Raw genomic sequence first — 18,016 nt, 5'->3', positions numbered from 1 at the left:
GCTATTTAAATATAGGAAGCATTGCAAGACCATCCAAAAGAAAATACAAACATCCATAATTATAAGAATCTCATTTTGATATAATAAAAAAAACACCATTGGCTAATAAAAAATTGTTGATAAAAAACAATTTACCTTAAAACGTAATTTAGAAAAAAATAAATAAAATTTATAATGGCCATGTTTTTAAGATTTTATTGTAGATACATCTGCTAAAAAATCATCATTTATGGTATTTTACTCTAATAACCATATAATCCGCTTTCGCTACCGCAGATATTTTCCATATCGCATTGAAGTTATTCAAAATTACTGCTGTAATTTATCTACCATTTTCTAACTTTCACCAAGTTATGTTAAATCAACGACGAGATCTATCATCTCCCCCGACGCCGTTTATTTGCTCGTTGCAAGAGATCAGCCTTCAAGGCTTCCCTTGGCTGCATCTGACCGAAATTCGTTTTGATCTGCACCATTTTGACGATACGCTGTTCGCCCTCTGCGATATCGATCCCCCCACGCATCTCAATAAAGCGGTAAAAAAACGGCGGGCGGAATACCTTGCCAGTCGTTATGCCGCACGTCGTGCGCTGGCAACTTTTGGTATTAAAGATTTCCTGCTGCAGAATGATCAGCAGCGTGCGCCAGTCTGGCCGGCGGGGATTTGCGGCTCGCTGTCTCACACCGCTGAGCGAGCGGTGATTATTACCGCCGCGGCACGACCGCAGCGCTGGATCGGGGTTGATGCCGAACGCGTTATCCCGACGGAAAGCGCAGGTGAATTGTGTGACATCATCGCTTCCGCCAGTGAGCAGCAGGTATTAAAGCAGTGTGGGTTATCGCTGGCGCAGGCGCTAACACTGACTTTCTCGTTAAAAGAGAGTCTGTATAAAGCGTTGTTTCCCTTGTTACGGCAATTTATGGATTTGCACAGTGCGGAGATTGTGGCGCTGGATGGACGAACTGGTCGCGCGCAGCTCAGGCTAACCCGCGACTTTAATCAGCAACTGCAGGCCGGACGCCTGTTTAACGGTTATTTCCAACAACAGCAGGATGAGATCACCACATGGGTTATTGATGATCTCTGACCTGCCGTCGCCTGAAACACACCACAACTAACGTGGTTCAATATCCTTACGCTGCGAAGGCAGTCCGTGAATATCGACGCCATACAGTTCTACCATCGGCATCATTGCTTCAATAATGCGACAACTATCCAGTGTTGCCATTCCAGAGGGTACATGGAACATACGGGTAAAATGCAGCCATAAACCTTTCATTGTTACTCTCCCGGGCAAGTGAAGGTTCATTAAAACCTGCCCGCCGGCCGCCGACAAATGCCAATTTGTGCCAACGAAATTCGTCAGCAGGCAATAGCACTAATCCCGTTAAATCACTTCATAAAGCAAAATTTGTTGTTTTACATGAAATGTCAGCGACTCCAATAATTGCCGACACTCATGCTAATTAAGGAATCCTTATTATGGCCTATCGACTGAGCCTGCTGGACAAAAGCCCGGTTGCTGATGGCGAGTCGCCGTCGCAGGCGTTAGCTGGTACGCTGGAACTGGCCAGGCGCGCCGAACAGTGGGGGTTTCATCGTTTCTGGCTGGCGGAACACCACAATACGCCAGCGCTGGCCAGCCCGGCGCCGGAAGTACTGATTGCCTGGATTCTGGCACATACCCACCAGCTGCGCGTTGGCTCCGGCGGGGTAATGCTGCAACATTACAGTCCCTATAAAGTGGCGGAGACCTTTAATCTGCTGGCTTCGCTGGCCCCCGGTCGCGTTGATCTTGGCGTCGGTAAAGCGCCAGGAGGCCTGCCGTTATCCACCCGCGCATTGCAGCAGGGGCTGCATCAGTCAGAGAAAGGGGATTTTGCCGCCCAGCTGGCTCAGCTCGACCACTGGCTGCGCCCCGATGACGCTGCGCCACAACAGGATCGCTTGCAGGCCACGCCGCTGCCCTCACACCCGGCGCAACGTTTTCTGCTCGGCGCCAGCGAAAGCAGCGCGCGCCTGGCGGCGAGTCTCGGCTGGCAGTTTGTGTTTGCCACCCATCTGAATGGCGATATTGATGAACAAACCCGCGCGCTAAATGCCTGGCATCAGGAGAGTGGCGGTCAGCGCGCGATACTGGCAGTGCAGGTGATCACCACCGCCTCTGCGGCTGAAGCTGAACGACTGGCCAGCGATCGGCAGTATTATCGCGTGCATACGCCAGGCGGCCAGAGCGTCACCGTCGCCAGCCTTGAGCAGGCTGAAACCTGGATTCGCCAGTCCGGCGAAGAAAATTGCCGGATTGAACCGCGTAGCGTCTCATTAATTAAAGGCACTGCCGAACAGGTACATGGCCAGCTTGATGCTTTACAGCGGCGATTTAATATCGGGGAATTTATTATTGATACACCTGTCAGCGACGGTAATAGTCGGTTAACCTCTCTGGAATTACTGGCCACTCATCAGTTAGTCAGCGCATAAAAAACACCTCCCCCATTTAAAAACTATCGCCGGCAGTAATTCCGGCGATAGCCATTATTAAAATAATCATAAATAACAATAAGTTAAAATTAAACTCCTTTAGCCATTGCTTTTGATGATTACGGCAGTGAATTGCCAGATTTGTTGTTTTACTAAATCGACAGGCTCGGGAATAGTAATATTTACCGGCCAATAACATCGGGTAAACAATATGGCAACGCAACGACAGCTATTTCACGGCATCGCGAATCCCCGGGAACCCTCCGGCGTGCCAGCCCGGTTCTGGCAACACCTGCCAATCAATTTTCTGCACAATAAGAGCCTGATATCATGAAGATAAAGCCATTTATTACCCTCGCACTGCTTTCCGGATTACTGTTCAGTGGCCTGAGTCAGGCGGAAGAGGTCAGCCTCAACGGCCAGGGCGTTAGTGTGGAAGCCAATAAAGTCCCGGTTAATGTGGAGAAAAACCCACAGGCCATCGCCAGCATCCCGCCCGGCCATCACTTTGCGGTAGCGGGGAAATTTACCGTGGCCATCGCCGGGCTGAACTCACCGCCGCTGACGCTATTCTCTGATGACAATAAAACCCTGCTCGGCAGTGAAGCGGATATCGCCCGGCTGGTCGCTGACAGCCTCGGCCTTGAGCTGAATATCGTGGCGACCTCGTGGGAGGACTGGCCGCTGGGCGTGGCATCAGGCAAATATGATGCGGCCATCACCAATGTCACGGTAACCAAAGAGCGTAAAGAGAAATTCGATTTTGCCACCTACCGCAAAGATTCACTGGGCTTTTATGTCAAATCCACCAGCAACATTCGCGCGATAAATAAAGCGGAAGATATTGCCGGATTACGGATTATTGTCGGCTCCGGCACCAACCAGGAAGCGATATTGCTGGCCTGGGACCAGGCCAATCAGGCCAAAGGGCTGAAAGCCTTTACGCCGATTTATAGCAAAGATGATGCGGCGCAAACCCTGGCGTTGCAGTCAGGACGCGCTGACGCTTACTTTGGTCCGAACGTGATTGGCGCATGGAAAGCGGCGCTGACCGGCAAAACCAGGCTGGTCGGCAGCGTCGACGGCGGCTGGCCCAAAGCGGCGCATATCGCCGTCACGCTGAAAAAAGGCAACGGACTGGTACAGCCGGTAAATATCGCGCTGAATGGCGTGATTAAAAATGGCGCCTACGACAAAGTGCTGAACCGCTGGGGCGAAGGCGTTGAGCGACTTGGGCAGTCAGAAATCAATCCGCCAGGACTTGGCGACTAAGGAGAAAACCATGACGCAGACACAATTTCGTGAACTGTCACCGGATGCAGAGGAACTGCAACCTATTCTTAGCGGATTATTTGACGAATATGCCGCCCGTTACGGGGACTTTTTCTCGCGGCAGAAAGAAGAGGAACTGACCGAATGGTACCTGCCGCCGCAGGGGCTGTTTATTGTGCTGGAGCGCGATGGCGAAATTATCGCGATGGGGGCCTATAAAGCTTTCGATGCGCAAACCGCTGAGCTGAAGCGCATCTGGACGCGCCGGGATCAGCGTCGGCAGGGGCTGGCGCTGGTGATCCTGCAGGAGCTGGAGCGCCGTGCGCTACGCGCCGGTTACCAGCAGGTTTATCTGACCACCGGTTTTCGCCAGCCGGAGGCCGTACGCCTCTACCTGGCCCATGGCTATCAGCCACAGTTTGATATCTATCGCGATCCGGAAAGCTACGCCCTGCCACCTTTTGATGGTCGTCTGCGTTTTACCAAACCGTTAAGCATTACGGCCACTGCTGACGCCAGTTAAGGAGCCGCCAATGAAATCAACCTCAATATTGCGCGTCGTGCCCGCCCGCTACCCGTTGCGGCGGCTGGGCGCGCTGCTGGCCCTGTTTATTCTCGCCGCGGTGATCCAGTCCGTAGCACTGAATCCACGCTGGGAATGGGCGGTATTTGCGCGCTGGTTGTTTGATCCGGTGATCCTGCACGGGCTGGCGCAAACCCTGCTCCTGACGCTGCTCGGCACTCTGTTTAGCATTATTCTCGGCGCCGTACTGGCGCTGGCGCGCCTCTCCCCCTCCTGGCTGCTCTGCGGCCTCGCCTGGAGTTATATCTGGCTGTTTCGTTCACTGCCGCTGATTGTGGTGCTGATCATTCTGTATAACTTCGCTTATCTGTACGACACCCTGTCGCTGGGTATCCCGTTTACGCCGCTGGTATTTGCCAGTTATCAGACCATTGATGTGCTGGGGCAGTTTCCTACGGCGGTGATTGGCCTGACGCTGGTGCAGTCGGCATACACCGCGGAAATAATTCGTGGCGGCATTCTCGGGGTCGACGAAGGGCAGTTTGAAGCCGCGATGGCGCTCGGTTTACCGGCGCACCGCCGCACCCTGCGCATTATTTTACCCCAGGCGCTGCGCGCCATTATTCCTGGCGGTTTTAATGAGGTCATCAGCCTGGCGAAAGGCACGGCGATGGTTTATGTGCTGGCGATGCCGGAGCTGTTTTACACCATTCAGATGGTTTATAACCGCACGCAACAGGTGATCCCGCTGCTGATGGTGGGGGCGGTATGGTACCTGATTGTCACCACGGTCCTGTCGGTTATCCAGCACTACGTTGAACGCTGGCTGGCACGCAGCGCCACCCGTAGTCCGCATCCGCCATTCTGGCGTCAAATCCGTCAACGTTTGCTACGGCACAGCCTGTCGCAGGGAGTCAGCCATGTCAGAAGCCATTGATTACGCAACAACCGCCGTTCGTGGCCAGATTAGCATTACCCAGGTCAGCAAAAGTTTTGGCCGCCATAAAGCGCTGGATCAGGTGTCGCTGGAGCTGGAGCCAGGCTCGGTTACGGTGATCCTCGGCCCCTCGGGGTCGGGAAAATCGACGCTGCTGCGCGCCATTAATCATCTTGAGCGGGTGGATGAAGGTTTTATTCAGATCGACGGCGATTATATTGGCTACCAGCGCAAAGGCGACCGCCTGCATGAGCTGAAAGAGAACGCCATTTTGCGCCAGCGTATTGAGGTCGGCTATGTGTTTCAAAACTTCAATCTGTTCCCCCATCTGACGGTACTGGAGAATATTATCGAAGCGCCGATTGCGCATAAAAAACAGCGCCGGGCGCAGGCGATCGCGCTGGCATATCAGCTGCTGGAGACCGTTGGCCTGCGTGATAAAGCCGATGCCTGGCCGCGTCAACTCTCCGGCGGCCAGCAGCAGCGCATTGCTATCGCCCGGGCACTGGCGCTCAATCCACGGGTGATGCTGTTTGATGAACCCACTTCCGCGCTGGATCCGGAACTGGTTGGCGAAGTGCTGGATGTGATTAAACAGCTGGCGCGATCCGGCACCACCATGGTGGTAGTGACCCATGAGATTGGCTTTGCCCGGGAAGTAGCCGACCGGGTGGTGTTTATGGTCGATGGTAAAATAGTGGAACAGGGACAGGCGCAGCAGGTATTAACTCAGCCGCAGCATCCGCGCACCCGGCGTTTCCTCGCCAGCGTACTCTGAACCGCGGCCGCCCGCTTTATTACAACAGATTAGCCGGGAAATTCGCCGGTAACTCGCTGGCGGCGCAGTTAATCACGGCATCATCATTTTCACCACAATCACGCACCAGGGTAATGGTGGCGAACTCATCGATCACTTCGGTCGGGTAAGTCGGACCGGCGCTACGATATGCCGCCATCTCCTGCAGATGGTCATTCTGGAAACAGACGGTTTTTTCCGGGTGGTTGATCACCCAGCGCGGGAAGAAAATAGTGCCGTGGAAAATCTTATCTTCCAGGTTAACAATCAGGCTGACATCGGTGCCGGTAGGCTCAGTCCAGGAAATTTTATACACCTGGCTGGCCACGCGGACGATATAAACCTGCTGGTCTTTTACCCAACGGTTACCGACGATGCCGCTGTGAATACGGTAATCCAGCGTGCTGGCATTCTTCACATAGATCTCATAATTCCAGCCATTATCATAGGTATACACCAGGTGTTTACCGGTAAACCCGCTCAAATCATTTTTATCAAACTGACTCATGACTGTTTTCTCCTGTTTCGATAACGTCAGCTTAACGCTTTATTTATTCGATAAATAACGCTACTTTTAGCGCTAACTTATCTAAAAATTCGATAATTTATGTTACCTAAAAGTACGCTGGAGCAGTGGGCGCTGCTGCAACAGGTGGTGGATCTCGGCAGTTTTGCGCTGGCCGCGCAGGCGGTCCATCGTAGCCAGTCTTCCGTTAGCTACAATATTGCGCTGTTGCAGGAGCGGCTGGGGATCCCTCTGCTGCGCCCCGAGGGGCGGCGTGCAGTACTGACTCCGGCCGGAGAGTTGCTGCTGGCGCAGGTGCGCCCGTTACTCCATGACTTTTATCAGATTGAGCAACGCGCCGGCGGCCTGAAAGCCGGGCAGCGTGCACGCATTGATCTGGTGGTGGACAGTATTTTCCCCCGGCCACGCCTGTTCGATATTTTGCGGCGCTTCCAGTTGCAGCATCCATTAACCCAGGTGCATCTTACCGAGGTGCTGAACAGCGAGAGCCCGGCCAGAGTGGCCGAACGTCCGGCCGACCTGCTGGTACTGACGCGTAATCAGGATGCACAGGGTCACGGCCAGTGGCTGATGAATATTGATTTCGTCGCGGTGGCGCATCCACAGCATGCCCTGCACGCTCAGCCGGCGCCGTTAAGCAGCGCCCAGCTGACCGGTTATCCGCTGATTAAAATTACCGATCGCCAGCAGCAGGATCAGCAGACAGAGCCGGCGCTGGCGGAGAGCTGGAGCTTTACCACCGTTGAAGCGGCGATAGAAGCGGTGGTGCATCAGGTGGGCTACGGCTGGCTACCGGAAGAGAGGATTGCCTCGTTGCTGGCGCAGGGTGAATTAAAAATATTGCCCTTGCGTCATGGCGCCAGACGGGCAACCGCGCTGCATCTGATTATCCGCCAGCATAACCTGCCGTGGGATAGCGAGATTGCCACCCTGTTCGATCTGTTTAACCAGCCGGCCCGCTGATAGCCGGTGACAGACAATAAAAAAGCCGGCTTATCAAGGTGATAAGCCGGCAGTAACCATTTGGCAAGACGACGGGAAAGTTAACGAGACGCAGGCGCTGCCGCCCGGGTCTGACTACAGCTTAATCGCCTGCTATACCATTGACTAATAACAATATCATCAGAATATATGCGTTAAACGCATCAGTCATTCACGAAGGGCGCAGCATAATGCGTAATAGCGCTGCCGACTGCGCAGCAGGCAGCGCCATTACGCGCTGGTAGAGGTCGCTGACAATGCGGCACACCTGCTGATGGTCAACATCACTGCGCTGCGGCGGGGTGAGCATTTTCAGGTCATCACCATACTTTCTGGCCAGTTGCAGCGCGATATGCTGCATCTGCGCGCTGGCCTGCTGCAAATCCTGTTCACTATTCGTCTGCGGCTGTTGATACGATGCCGCAACCAGCCGATTGTCGGTTTCAAGGCGCTGCATCAGCACGGAGGCGGAATTATATTTTGTCGCATCAATTGCGCCAGCGCTGTGAGGAAACAGAAACTGAAAGCACAGTTTTCCGCCTTTGTCCTGCAACTCGTTAAGCTGCAACAGCGTCACCGCCATATACTGATTGATCTGTGCATCCGGCGCAAAAGGCAGACGTTTGCCGATCGCTTCGGCGATCTCTGGCTGCACCAGCTCCAGCGCCTGGTACTTACTCATCCCTTGCGCCATCGCAGCCAGCACCGCGTTTTCCAGCCGCTGGCGCGTTGCCGGATCTTTTTCCTTCAGGGTAACCATTACCGGCAGCCGATCGAGACTCGCGCCGATCTGCTGCTGCAGGGTGAGCGGGCCGGCGCTGAGGTAATCACTGTGCGCCACCTGGTTCCCCACCAGTTGCAACGCGATAAACATACTTATCGCCAGCCATTTATCGATCTTTTTACTTTTATGCAGCCAGTAAAGCAGTGCGGCTGAAAGGGCAGCAGTCAATATTAACAACATCATCTGTTGTATATTCATCACGCATCCTCAGCTGAGAAAAAAGCGACAAAGCGGACGGTTATTGACGCACGCGGCCTGCTAACCGGCAGTATCGGTGCGTTTTACCGCATCCAGCGTCGCCTGCTCACGCTCCTGCCCGCTCAGTTCACTAAGCTGGCCGTCGCGCATCTCCAGCAGGCGATCGGCATGAATAAAGTAGTGATCATCATGGCTGATGGCAAAAACTGTTTTGCCCATCCCCTGCAACCACGGCAGCAATTCACGGTAGAAAATACGCCGGAAATGGGGATCCTGATCGGCCGCCCACTCATCCAGCAGCAGAATATCACGCTGCTCAGCGGTAGCCAGCAACAGCGCCAGGCGCTTGCTCTGCCCTTTCGACAACTGCAGATTCAGGACCTTATTGCCTTCCAGCTGCAGTTTATCCTGCATTTTCAGCCGTACCAGCCACTGTTGTACCAGCGCCGGATCGGCTGGCAGCCCTTCGCGCCCGATCAGGCGATCAAACAGATGGACATCGGTAAACACCGCGGAAAACAGTTTGCGGAACTCGTCGAGACGGTCGGCGCCAATCTCTTCGCCATCGAGCAGCAGCGCACCGGAAACCGGCTGATATAATCCGGTCAGCAACATCGCCAGCGTTGATTTACCACTGCCATTGCCACCGATCAGAAACACCAGTTCGCCGCGTTTCAGCGTCAGATTGATCGGCCCCACGGCAAAGCCGCTGTCGCCATAATGGAACACCACATCGCGTAATTCCAGCGTTTGCCAGTTTTTTGACGCGGGCAGCGCGCTGAACGCTTCATGATACTCAGCCAGCTGGAAGGTCTTCAGTTTATTAAACGCCACCTGCGCACTCAGCAGCGTCGGTAATGCCCCCACCGCCTGTAACAGCGGCGTTCGCAGAAACAGCAAAGTCAGTGAATAGGTCGCGGCTACCGCAGTGTTTGCCCAGCCAAGGCTGTTGGCCATAAAGAAAGCCAGCCCGATGGCGCCGAGCATCATAATATTCGACCAGTTCACCGCGCTGAGATGGAAAGTATCGGCACGCACAATATGGTGACGGTAGGTTTTCGCATCTTCCTGATAGACCTGATAATAGATCTGTTGCGCGCGCTCGCGATTCAGCGCCAGTTCTTTACGACCGTCGATCACCGTCTGGTAATCTTTATACAGACGATCTTCGGTTTCCCGCAGCGTTGCCAGATGACGGTAAACACGTGATACCAGCAGCCAGCCGCCAGTCACCGTCACCGCCACCCAAACGGTGGTAACCAGCATCATTTTCGGTGACAGCCACGCCAGATAAGCGGCGCAGCCAACCGTAATGATAATCCCCTGGATCAGTTCAGGCAGGCGAACAAACGCCAGGGTGATATTGCGCACATCACTGGTTAAACCGGCCAGTAACTGGGCATTACCAATCTGTTCAATCCGTTCAACGCGGGTATCCAGAATGCGTTTGATAAATTCGCCACGCAGACGATAGATAAAGTGGTGCCCCAGTTGCGTCAGCGCCAGCTGAGCGCCGAAGGTGACCGCCATTAACAGCAGCAGTAAAGCTAAAAACTGCGGCAATACCAGCAGCGACGAGTTAACGGTAACAATTAACTCGCGGTTAATAAAAGCAATCAGCCCAATTCCCAGCACGGCGCTGAGCAGGCTAAGTACCATCACCATAATAAAGGGCCAGCGGTACTGCTTATAAACAACGTAAAGCAACTCCATAACAACTTCCCGATCAATAAAAGCTGTCTGCAGTTTAATGAGAAGCGAATCGATAGCAATAATAATTCTCATTCCTGAGACTATTGCACCGACCAATCATGGGCCGGGCGGGATGACTGCCGCGCCGGGATAGCGTTTCAGGATGCGATACGGCGATTAATGCGCACGGCGAAAAGTAATGTTGTAGCGATAAGCTCCGGCCAGCGGATGCACACCCGCTTTTAATGGCAGGATGCCATGAAAGCGCAGGCGCGACGGACCACCCCACACCACCACATCACCATGTTCCAGCAGTACGCGCTGCGTGGCATCGCCGCGCTCAAACCCACCGAACTGGAATACTGCCGGTAAGCCCAGCGATACCGAGACAATCGGCTGTCGCAGATCTTTTTCATCTTTATCCTGATGTAGCGTCAGCTTAGCGCCGGGTTCATAGCGGTTAATCAGACAGGCGTCAGGATGAAAATTAGCAAAGCCAGCGCTGGCGGCGGCGGCAGTCGCCAGCTGGCGAAAACGCGCCGGCATCGGCGGCCAGGGTTGTCCGCTGGCCGGATCGCCGGCGGTATATTGATAGCCGCGCGCATCCGTCGACCAGCCCAGGTCGCCACAGTTGGTCATGGCGACAGACATACGGTGCCCGCCGGGGGTAATACGGTGATGAAAGGGATTCTGCGCCGCCACCGCCAGGACTAATGCCAGCAGCTCAGCCCCTTCGTCACGCACCAGCCGGCGCAAAATAACCGCCCCCTCGGCCAGCGGCTCGGACCAGGGCGCATCATCGGCAAATAAATCCAGCATTGTCCCCTCCTGTAGCGGTCAGATGGTGACCGGTGACTTATTGTTTCTGCAGAAATGCCGCAAACTGCGGCGACATCCAGCTGGTAAAATCATCATTCTGTTTGGTGATCAGATACACCGCCAGTTTCTCCCGGATCGCCAGCTGTTTCGCTTTCTCCGTGCCCAGCACCATTAGCCCGGTATCCCAGCCATCCGCTTCCAGCGCGGTGGTGGCGATCACCGTCGCCGATACCAGCTTATGCTCAATTGGCCGCCCGCTTGCCGGGTCAATTACATGGGAGATGCGTTTACCATCCAGTTCATAATAGTTGCGATAGCTGCCCGAGGTACTGATGCCATGGCCCTGTAAATCAACCACCGCCTGTACCGCACTCTCTTTATCGGTAGGTTTCTGGATGGCAACACGCCAGGCTTTGCCTTCCGCATTTTTACCGCGCGTCAGCACCGCGCCGCCGACCGAGACCAGATAGTTATTGATTCCTTCCTTTTCCATCAGACGGGCCAGATGGTCGGTAGCGAAGCCCTCCCCCATAGTAGAGAGATCGACATACAGTCCGGGCAGGTCTTTTTGCAGCCACTGCCCCTCCCCGCTCTGGATCACTTTCAGGTGCTGTAAACCGGTCAGCGCGCGCGCAGCGTCAATCTCGGCCTGCGATGGCGTACGGATGGGCTGCTTATCCGGCCCAAAACCCCACAGATTGACCAGTGGCCCCACGGTGATATCCATCGCCCCTGCGGTCCGTCTGCCAATACGCAGCGCCACACTGACGATCTGCGCCATATTTTCACTAATCGGCTGCGGCTCAGCGCCACGATACTGATTGAAGCCGGACAGCACGGAATCTTTCTTCCACGTCGACAGCTGATGATCGTCCTCATCAAGCTGCTGCTGAATGAATTGTTGTAGCGCCACGACCCGTGAACTATCGACGCCGGCCAGGCTGACGCGCCAGTATGTCCCCATGGTTTTCCCTTCCAGCACCAGCGGAGAATCCGTCAGCGCCTGAGGTTTATCGCAAGCTGAAACAGTTAAACATGCCAATAAAAATGAAAATCGCAGCACATAACCCTTCATACAGTTTCCCTTTTGTTTCTCTTTGTTAACATAAATTTCAGCAACTTAAGTATTTGTAAAGTGGCAGCAACCGCCTTGACCCCTGGGCTGTGCCTGACCAGAATAGTGCCCAGGACAACGATCTCACTGCCAGTTATCTGTGCATAACGACAAGCTACAAAGGAGACTTATATGCAAAATATCGTGCTCCTCGTGATCCTCGCAGGCCTGGTGATTTACTCCGGCTACAAACACCATAAAGAGACCCGCGCTAAAGTGCTTACCCGCCAGCGCAATCGCTAGTCTCCAGCCAGTCCCCGGCTTCCCGGGGCTTTTTATCTCACTGCTAAAGCACCATCGCGGAACAGCCTGCACCAAATCGATGCCAGCAATCTTAACCCGCTGCTTTCAATCCCTTTGTACCCTGCCGTTCATCAACCTGGCACAACTTCTGCTTAATGTTTTTTGTCTTGTAGACAACTGCGCGCAGCAGATTAACCAGCCGGGAGCAGACCATGAGCGAAGATAAAAAAGCGGTAACCAGTCATCTACTGCATCGCCAGCTGATGAAGTACTCCGCCCTTACCCTCGGTGGACTGGCGTTCGAAGGTATGACCGGCAGTCAGCTGGCCGCACCGCCGACGAACGCGGACGGTTTAACATCATCGGCTACAACCCTGCCAGTGAAAAAATGGCGCTGGATGAATTTTTAGTACCAGTGAATAGTCCGGTACAAAGTATCGTCGATTTGCAGGAAAAGAAAATTGCCGGTGTTCCTGGAATGCAAAACACCATAATCATTTGGCGCTGGCGGTTAGTGTAAAGTCAATAACCCGAGTCGCGGAGGGTGAGGGGAAAGGGAAAAGGGAAAAGGCGTGATGCGGGCAGAAAAAAACGGGGGCGCCATGGCGCCCCCGTTGGCTGTCAGAACTGGTAAACCAGACCCAGTGCGACGGTATCATCAGTATTGATACCGGTATCCTGGGTAAATTGGTTGTCATCCAGCAAGTTGATCTGGTAATCAACATAGGTAGACAGGTTTTTGTTGAAGTAGTAGGTGGTGCCGACGTCGATATATTTTTTCAGGTTCTGTTTGCCATAATTTTCAACATCGGTGCCGCGTGAAGTCACGTAAGCCAGTGACGGACGCAGACCAAAGTCAAACTGGTACTGAGCAACCAGTTCCCAGTTATCCGCTTTATCAGCATAGCCGTAAGCGGTACCGCTGCTGCTGCCGAAACGGGTGGCGTTTAATGAGCGGGTGTACATCGCCGCCAGATAGACGTTGTTGGCGTCATATTTCAAAGCACCGGTGTAAGCCGTGGCTTTATCACCGTCACCCAGCACTGCCGCGCTGTTCTGGTCGTTAGTACGGTCAGAAGAGAAGGTTGCCGCACCGGCGCTAAAGCCGCCACCGATATCATAAGTGGTCGCCAGACCCCAGCCATCGCCATTCTGCCCCAGCACATCACGGCCATTTGGCGATTCAGTCGAGTTGCCGTTTTTGCCCTGGTACTGCACGGCAAAGTTCAGGCCATCCACCAGACCGAAGAAGTTGGTATTACGGTAGGTGGCCATGCCATTACCGCGCTGGAACAGAAAGTTGTCAGAGCCATAGGTATCGCCGCCGAACTCTGGCAGTACGTCAGTCCATGAACTGACATCGTAAATCACGCCGTAGTTACGACCATAGTCGAAAGAACCGGCATCGCCGAATTTCACACCGGCAAAACCGACACGGGTAAAGCTGTTGGCCGTCCCTTCAGACTCAGCGGTGTTCAGAGCGGCCTGGTATTCCCACTGACCATAACCGGTCACCTGGTCATTTACCTGAGTTTCGCCTTTGAAACCAAAGCGCACATAGGACTGATCACCGTCGTTACTGTTGTTATCAGAAAAGTAGTGTAAGCCATCGACTTTACCGAAGAGATCTAATTTGTTGCCGTCTTTATTATAGATCTCTGCTGCACCCGCTGAACCGGCGATCAGCATCGCTGGGACCATCAGGGAAAGAACTCGAAGTTTCATTTTATTACCCTCTAGTTATGTGCCTTATTTACCACTGCGTGCTGAACGTTTTTAAAATTCAGCCGGCAATTCATTGTCAATTTGAGGGAAGTAATATGCTATAAAGAAAATGCTACTAAATTTCCGAAACTGTTTCAAAGTGAAAGATACATATTTCTAAATGTTAATATAGCGGAACTTTCACACAGCACTCATAGCTAAAAAATATAGCACTTAATGACATAAATAAATTTAACTTTTATATTTCATATAGTTACACAGGTTTACTCTTTTGAGCACTGAATGATAAAACCAATCACTCATCAGGTTATAGAATGTATCCGCTATCATCATTTTTATTTGATCATTACCTTCATTCACCCCGAATGAGATGTTTTACCGTTATTTCCCGCCGAACATTTTTGTTCGGCTTTTTTTTGTCTTTTTTTACCAATTGTCATTAAGAGTAAACTTCATTTCCGCTTTAAAATTAACCGAGCTTTCCATGAGCACTATTTGCTTATTTTAGCACATTATGTTCAGTTATAAGCGGCGGATATTTGCGCTTATTTAGCCGCTAAAATAATCATAAACCTAAATTTCACTGGTCGTATTTTCTACCGTTCGCGCAGAGATTCTTTAATTTTATTCAGTGGCTTAATCAGATAATCCAACACCGATTTCTGACCGGTTTTAATTTCAACACTGGCCACCATGCCGGGCATAATCGGGAATGTCCGGCCCGCACGGTTGGTCAGTTCCGCTTTTTGCGTCCGGACATAGACCCGATAGTAATATTGATCGCGCTTCACCTCATCCTGCAGCGTGTCCGGCGAGACGCTTTCCACCTCGCCTTCCAGGTTGCCATAGATCGACGAGTCATAGGCGGTAACCTTTACCGTGGCAGCCAGGCCCGGACGGATGTAGGCGATATCGCGCGGGTTAATACGCGTCTCAATTAACAGCTGATCCTCCAGCGGCACGATTTCCATCAGCTTGTCGCCCGGCTGTAACACGCCGCCAACGGTGGTTACCTGAATATCCTTCACGATGCCGCGCACCGGCGAATAGAGAATGGCGTGCTTCAGCTGATCCTGCTTACCGGCCAGCACCTGCAACTGCGCATCGAGATCGGCGTTATTCTTTACCTGTTCTTCGCGTGCACGCACCGCATAGTCATTGGTCGCCTCATCGATTTTACCGCGTAGCTCGGCAACCTGGCGCTGCAAACGAATCACCTCTACCTGTCCGGCCGCCCCTTTTGCCACCAGCGGCTGGGTCATGCGCAACTCATCCTGCACCAGCGTCATCGACCGTTGCAGGTTGCTGACGGTTTCCGTCAGATTACGCCGCCGTGACTGATACAGCTGGGTTTCACGCGCCACCAGTTCCGGCTCCTGCCAGGTTTCGGCGCTGAACTGGAGCGGCGCGCCGGTGAGTTCCGAGCGCAGCCGTTCCGCCGACGCGCGCAGGGTGCGCGCTTTGGACTGCGCTTCGCCAAAGTTCGACTGAAAACGCGTCGGGTCCAGACGGGCGAGAATCTGACCTTTGCCGACGATATCTCCTTCATGCACATTCAGCTGCTCGACAATCCCGCCATCGAGGCTTTCAATCACCTGCGCATGCGTGGAAGGGGTGACCTTACCGCTGCCGACCGTCACCTCATCCAGAATGGCGAAATGCGCCCAGAGCAGAAACAGCGCCAGTGCAGCGCCAGAGGTCCAGATAATCGCCGAGGTGCGTTTTTCATTACGCTTTAAATCGCGATCGATCAGAATCAGGCTCATGCCGCATCCCCCGCTCTGGCCGCCGTCGCTTTCGCCGGTATCACCGCCGGCAGAATCTCATCGCGCGCGCCATCGGCAATAATCCGGCCGTTATCCATCACCACAATACGCTCCACCAGCTTCAGCAGCGCCGGACGGTGCGTCACCAGCACCAGCGTGCGCCCGGAGAGCCAGCCATGCATCTGCTGCAGGACATGCTCTTCCAGCTGCTCATCCATGGAGGCGGTCGGCTCATCCATCAGTACCACCTGCGGCTGACGCAGGATCATCCGGCTGAGCATCACCATCTGCCGCTGGCCGCCAGACAACCCGCGCCCGCCCTCATTAATAATCCGATCGAGACTGGCGGCGTCCTGCTGCACCAGGCTCAATGCGCCGCTGACGCGCAGCGCCTGCAGCATCTCCTGCTCGCTGGCATGGGGATTGCCCAGCATCAGGTTCTGCCGCAGGGTGCCAAAGAACAGGCGCGAGTCCTGGGATAACCAGCCCAGCTGGCGGCGTAAATCCACCGGATCGATACGGCTGATATCCACGCCATCCACCACCACTTTGCCCTGGCTGGCGCTGGCCTGCCCGGCCAGCAGCTTTAGCAGGGTCGACTTGCCAGCGCCGACTTTACCGAGGATGGCGATACGCTCGCCGGGTTTAATCTGCAGCTTCGCCACGCTAAGGACATTTTTCGCCTTCTCTTCATCATAGCTATACTGCACATTGCGCAGGTCGTAGTGTCCGGTCAGCGTCGGGCAGTGCGCTATTTCGCCCTCTTCCGGCTGGTCAAGTGGCCGTTTTAACAGTTCATCCAGACCGTTCATCGCACTTTTCGCATGCTGCCAGCGCGAAAACACCATCGTCAGCTGCATCAGGGGCGCGATAGTGCGTGATGACAACAGACTGCTGGCTACCAGCGTGCCGGTCGTAATCTCGCCGCCCAGTACCAGATAGGTGCCGAACACCAGCATCCCGGCGTAGGTCAGCTGTTGCACCGTCGATGCCCAGCCGGTCAGGCGCGCGCCCCACAAACGCTGTTTCATCCCAATCGTCGCGCTCACCTCATGGGTTTGCTCCCACTGGCGCTGGAAATAGGGTTCTGCCTGTAGCGCTTTGATATCTTCGATACCTTCAATGGTTTCCACCAGCACCGCATTACGCAGCGCCCCTTCCCGCATTCCCTCTTTTGCCAGCTTCGCCATCGGGATTTGCAGCAACAGACCCGGAATAACAATCAGCGGAATCGCCAGCAGCGGAATAATCACCAGCGGGCCGCCAATAAACGCCATAATAAACAGGAACAGGATGACAAACGGCATATCGGCCGCCGCCCCGACGGTGGTGGAAGTGAGCAGCTCGCGCACCTGGTCGATTTCACGCAACTGCGAGATAAAGGAGCCGGTGGATTTCGGCCGCGCCTCGTTGCGAATATTCATCGCGCGCGCAAACAGCATTGATGACAGCTGCAGATCGATACGCTTGCCCATCACATCCGACACCTGGGTACGCATCAGACGGATCAGGTATTCGATCGCCGCCGCCAGCAGCACGCCGACAAACAACACCCACAGCGTCGATTCTGACTGTGCCGGGATCACCCGGTCATAGATCTGCATCGAAAACAGGATCCCGGCCAGCGCCAGCACATTACCTACGATCGACGCCAGCGAGATCTCAGCGATGCGGCGCCCCATGCCGCGAAAATTGTGCCAGAACCAGTGCTTTTTATACGGCTGCACAAACTCGTCAATCCGCGCGTCGCGCCCGCGTGCCGCAACACCAATAATCGCTACCTGATCCTGACTTTGCGCCAGCAGCAGCGCCAGCTCGGTTTCGCGCACCACATCGCCGCCGTCACTGATCCAGTAACGCACATTGCTTTGGGCATCAATGGCTTCGACCACCGCCACGCTGCCGTTCTCCAGCATCAGCACCAGCGGCGTCACCTCCTGTCGCCAGCGAATGCTATCGCGCGCCATCATGGTGAGATGCAGCCCGAGCAGTCCGGCCAGACGTTCCAGCTGCTGGCTGCTGCTGAGATGCTCAAACCAGCGCATCTGCTGGCGAAGTGTGTGGCCTTCGGCCGGTTTGCCGAAGCGTGCCGCGACACGCAGCATGGCATTAATCCAGTTTTCCGTGCTTGCGGTTTGTGTCGTCATGATTACGGCCT

General features: G+C 54.2%; 17 protein-coding genes. 8 read left to right on the top strand and 9 right to left on the bottom strand.

Annotated elements, in window-relative coordinates:
- Positions 1–407: 407 nt before the first annotated feature.
- A complete protein-coding gene (locus JWF83_RS18645) occupies positions 408–1,088 on the top strand; it encodes a 4'-phosphopantetheinyl transferase family protein (protein ID WP_413651904.1) in 681 nt (226 codons plus the stop codon).
- 27 nt (positions 1,089–1,115) lie between these two features.
- Here JWF83_RS18645 and JWF83_RS18640 read toward each other — a convergent pair whose 3' ends face one another.
- Positions 1,116–1,280 carry a hypothetical protein gene (locus JWF83_RS18640; protein WP_413651903.1) on the bottom strand — a complete coding sequence of 55 codons (165 nt, stop codon included), beginning with the start codon at positions 1,278–1,280 and terminating at the stop codon, positions 1,116–1,118.
- A 203-nt stretch (positions 1,281–1,483) separates the two neighbouring features.
- On the opposite strand from JWF83_RS18640, the gene JWF83_RS18635 reads away from it, so the two are divergent.
- From JWF83_RS18635 to JWF83_RS18615, 5 genes are all read left to right on the top strand, one after another.
- A complete protein-coding gene (locus JWF83_RS18635; RefSeq protein WP_413651902.1) occupies positions 1,484–2,482 on the top strand; it encodes an LLM class flavin-dependent oxidoreductase in 999 nt (332 codons plus the stop codon).
- 330 nt (positions 2,483–2,812) lie between these two features.
- On the top strand, positions 2,813–3,754 hold the full coding sequence (locus JWF83_RS18630; RefSeq protein ID WP_413651901.1) for an ABC transporter substrate-binding protein: 942 nt from the start codon (positions 2,813–2,815) through the stop codon (positions 3,752–3,754).
- 10 nt (positions 3,755–3,764) lie between these two features.
- Positions 3,765–4,277, top strand: a complete 513-nt coding sequence (locus JWF83_RS18625) for a GNAT family N-acetyltransferase (RefSeq protein WP_413651900.1) — start codon at positions 3,765–3,767, stop codon at positions 4,275–4,277.
- Between the two features lie 10 nt (positions 4,278–4,287).
- Positions 4,288–5,214 carry an amino acid ABC transporter permease gene (locus tag JWF83_RS18620; RefSeq protein ID WP_413651899.1) on the top strand — a complete coding sequence of 309 codons (927 nt, stop codon included), beginning with the start codon at positions 4,288–4,290 and terminating at the stop codon, positions 5,212–5,214.
- The gene (locus JWF83_RS18615) at positions 5,198–5,992 is read left to right on the top strand and encodes an amino acid ABC transporter ATP-binding protein (protein WP_413651898.1); all 795 of its coding nucleotides are present in this window, start codon (positions 5,198–5,200) and stop codon (positions 5,990–5,992) included. The genes JWF83_RS18620 and JWF83_RS18615 overlap by 17 nt, the downstream gene beginning before the upstream one ends.
- Before the next feature lie 19 nt (positions 5,993–6,011).
- Here JWF83_RS18615 and JWF83_RS18610 read toward each other — a convergent pair whose 3' ends face one another.
- A complete protein-coding gene (locus tag JWF83_RS18610; RefSeq protein ID WP_413651897.1) occupies positions 6,012–6,518 on the bottom strand; it encodes a phenolic acid decarboxylase in 507 nt (168 codons plus the stop codon).
- 99 nt (positions 6,519–6,617) lie between these two features.
- Between JWF83_RS18610 and JWF83_RS18605 the strand changes: the two genes are divergently transcribed.
- Positions 6,618–7,499, top strand: a complete 882-nt coding sequence (locus JWF83_RS18605) for a LysR family transcriptional regulator (protein WP_413651896.1) — start codon at positions 6,618–6,620, stop codon at positions 7,497–7,499.
- A gap of 190 nt (positions 7,500–7,689) precedes the next feature.
- On the opposite strand, the gene JWF83_RS18600 is transcribed toward JWF83_RS18605, so the two are convergent.
- The 4 genes from JWF83_RS18600 to apbE all read right to left on the bottom strand — a co-directional run bounded on the left by JWF83_RS18600 (position 7,690) and on the right by apbE (position 12,085).
- Complete coding sequence (locus tag JWF83_RS18600) at positions 7,690–8,499, bottom strand: hypothetical protein (RefSeq protein ID WP_413651895.1); 810 nt, start codon at positions 8,497–8,499, stop codon at positions 7,690–7,692.
- Positions 8,500–8,559: 60 nt separating this feature from the next.
- The gene (locus JWF83_RS18595) at positions 8,560–10,212 is read right to left on the bottom strand and encodes a multidrug ABC transporter permease/ATP-binding protein (protein WP_413651894.1); all 1,653 of its coding nucleotides are present in this window, start codon (positions 10,210–10,212) and stop codon (positions 8,560–8,562) included.
- 156 nt (positions 10,213–10,368) lie between these two features.
- Complete coding sequence (gene alkB / locus JWF83_RS18590) at positions 10,369–11,010, bottom strand: DNA oxidative demethylase AlkB (protein WP_413651893.1); 642 nt, start codon at positions 11,008–11,010, stop codon at positions 10,369–10,371.
- A 37-nt stretch (positions 11,011–11,047) separates the two neighbouring features.
- Positions 11,048–12,085: an FAD:protein FMN transferase ApbE gene (gene apbE / locus JWF83_RS18585; protein WP_413651892.1), complete on the bottom strand. Its 1,038-nt coding sequence runs from the start codon at positions 12,083–12,085 to the stop codon at positions 11,048–11,050.
- Between the two features lie 494 nt (positions 12,086–12,579).
- Here apbE and JWF83_RS18580 point away from each other — a divergent pair, with 494 nt between their 5' ends.
- Positions 12,580–12,777 carry a hypothetical protein gene (locus JWF83_RS18580; protein WP_413651891.1) on the top strand — a complete coding sequence of 66 codons (198 nt, stop codon included), beginning with the start codon at positions 12,580–12,582 and terminating at the stop codon, positions 12,775–12,777.
- A 211-nt stretch (positions 12,778–12,988) separates the two neighbouring features.
- Here the strand turns inward: JWF83_RS18580 and ompC are convergent, their stop codons facing one another.
- The 3 genes from ompC to JWF83_RS18565 all read right to left on the bottom strand — a co-directional run bounded on the left by ompC (position 12,989) and on the right by JWF83_RS18565 (position 18,005).
- Positions 12,989–14,092 (bottom strand): porin OmpC, encoded by a 1,104-nt coding sequence (gene ompC, locus JWF83_RS18575; protein ID WP_413651890.1) that lies wholly within the window; start codon positions 14,090–14,092, stop codon positions 12,989–12,991.
- Between the two features lie 596 nt (positions 14,093–14,688).
- Positions 14,689–15,858 (bottom strand): HlyD family efflux transporter periplasmic adaptor subunit, encoded by a 1,170-nt coding sequence (locus JWF83_RS18570; protein ID WP_413651889.1) that lies wholly within the window; start codon positions 15,856–15,858, stop codon positions 14,689–14,691.
- Positions 15,855–18,005 carry a type I secretion system permease/ATPase gene (locus JWF83_RS18565; protein ID WP_413651888.1) on the bottom strand — a complete coding sequence of 717 codons (2,151 nt, stop codon included), beginning with the start codon at positions 18,003–18,005 and terminating at the stop codon, positions 15,855–15,857. Before JWF83_RS18565 ends, JWF83_RS18570 begins: the two co-directional genes overlap by 4 nt.
- Positions 18,006–18,016: the final 11 nt, after the last annotated feature.

The sequence above is a fragment of the Pantoea sp. B65 genome (assembly GCF_047308185.1).
Lineage (GTDB): Bacteria > Pseudomonadota > Gammaproteobacteria > Enterobacterales > Enterobacteriaceae > Erwinia.
The sequence above is the reverse complement of the archived record's forward strand: the minus strand, read 5'-3'. Positions and strand labels throughout refer to the sequence as shown.

Coding starts and splice junctions, on each gene's coding strand:
- JWF83_RS18580 (WP_413651891.1), top strand. CDS start 12,580: ATGAGCGAAGATAAAAAAGCGGTAACCAGTCATCTACTGCATCGCCAG.
- JWF83_RS18640 (WP_413651903.1), bottom strand. CDS start 1,280: ATGAAAGGTTTATGGCTGCATTTTACCCGTATGTTCCATGTACCCTCT.
- JWF83_RS18600 (WP_413651895.1), bottom strand. CDS start 8,499: ATGAATATACAACAGATGATGTTGTTAATATTGACTGCTGCCCTTTCA.
- JWF83_RS18610 (WP_413651897.1), bottom strand. CDS start 6,518: ATGAGTCAGTTTGATAAAAATGATTTGAGCGGGTTTACCGGTAAACAC.
- JWF83_RS18565 (WP_413651888.1), bottom strand. CDS start 18,005: ATGACGACACAAACCGCAAGCACGGAAAACTGGATTAATGCCATGCTG.
- JWF83_RS18630 (WP_413651901.1), top strand. CDS start 2,813: ATGAAGATAAAGCCATTTATTACCCTCGCACTGCTTTCCGGATTACTG.
- JWF83_RS18635 (WP_413651902.1), top strand. CDS start 1,484: ATGGCCTATCGACTGAGCCTGCTGGACAAAAGCCCGGTTGCTGATGGC.
- ompC (WP_413651890.1), bottom strand. CDS start 14,092: ATGAAACTTCGAGTTCTTTCCCTGATGGTCCCAGCGATGCTGATCGCC.
- alkB (WP_413651893.1), bottom strand. CDS start 11,010: ATGCTGGATTTATTTGCCGATGATGCGCCCTGGTCCGAGCCGCTGGCC.
- JWF83_RS18615 (WP_413651898.1), top strand. CDS start 5,198: ATGTCAGAAGCCATTGATTACGCAACAACCGCCGTTCGTGGCCAGATT.
- JWF83_RS18620 (WP_413651899.1), top strand. CDS start 4,288: ATGAAATCAACCTCAATATTGCGCGTCGTGCCCGCCCGCTACCCGTTG.
- JWF83_RS18625 (WP_413651900.1), top strand. CDS start 3,765: ATGACGCAGACACAATTTCGTGAACTGTCACCGGATGCAGAGGAACTG.
- JWF83_RS18595 (WP_413651894.1), bottom strand. CDS start 10,212: ATGGAGTTGCTTTACGTTGTTTATAAGCAGTACCGCTGGCCCTTTATT.
- JWF83_RS18570 (WP_413651889.1), bottom strand. CDS start 15,858: ATGAGCCTGATTCTGATCGATCGCGATTTAAAGCGTAATGAAAAACGC.
- JWF83_RS18605 (WP_413651896.1), top strand. CDS start 6,618: ATGTTACCTAAAAGTACGCTGGAGCAGTGGGCGCTGCTGCAACAGGTG.
- apbE (WP_413651892.1), bottom strand. CDS start 12,085: ATGAAGGGTTATGTGCTGCGATTTTCATTTTTATTGGCATGTTTAACT.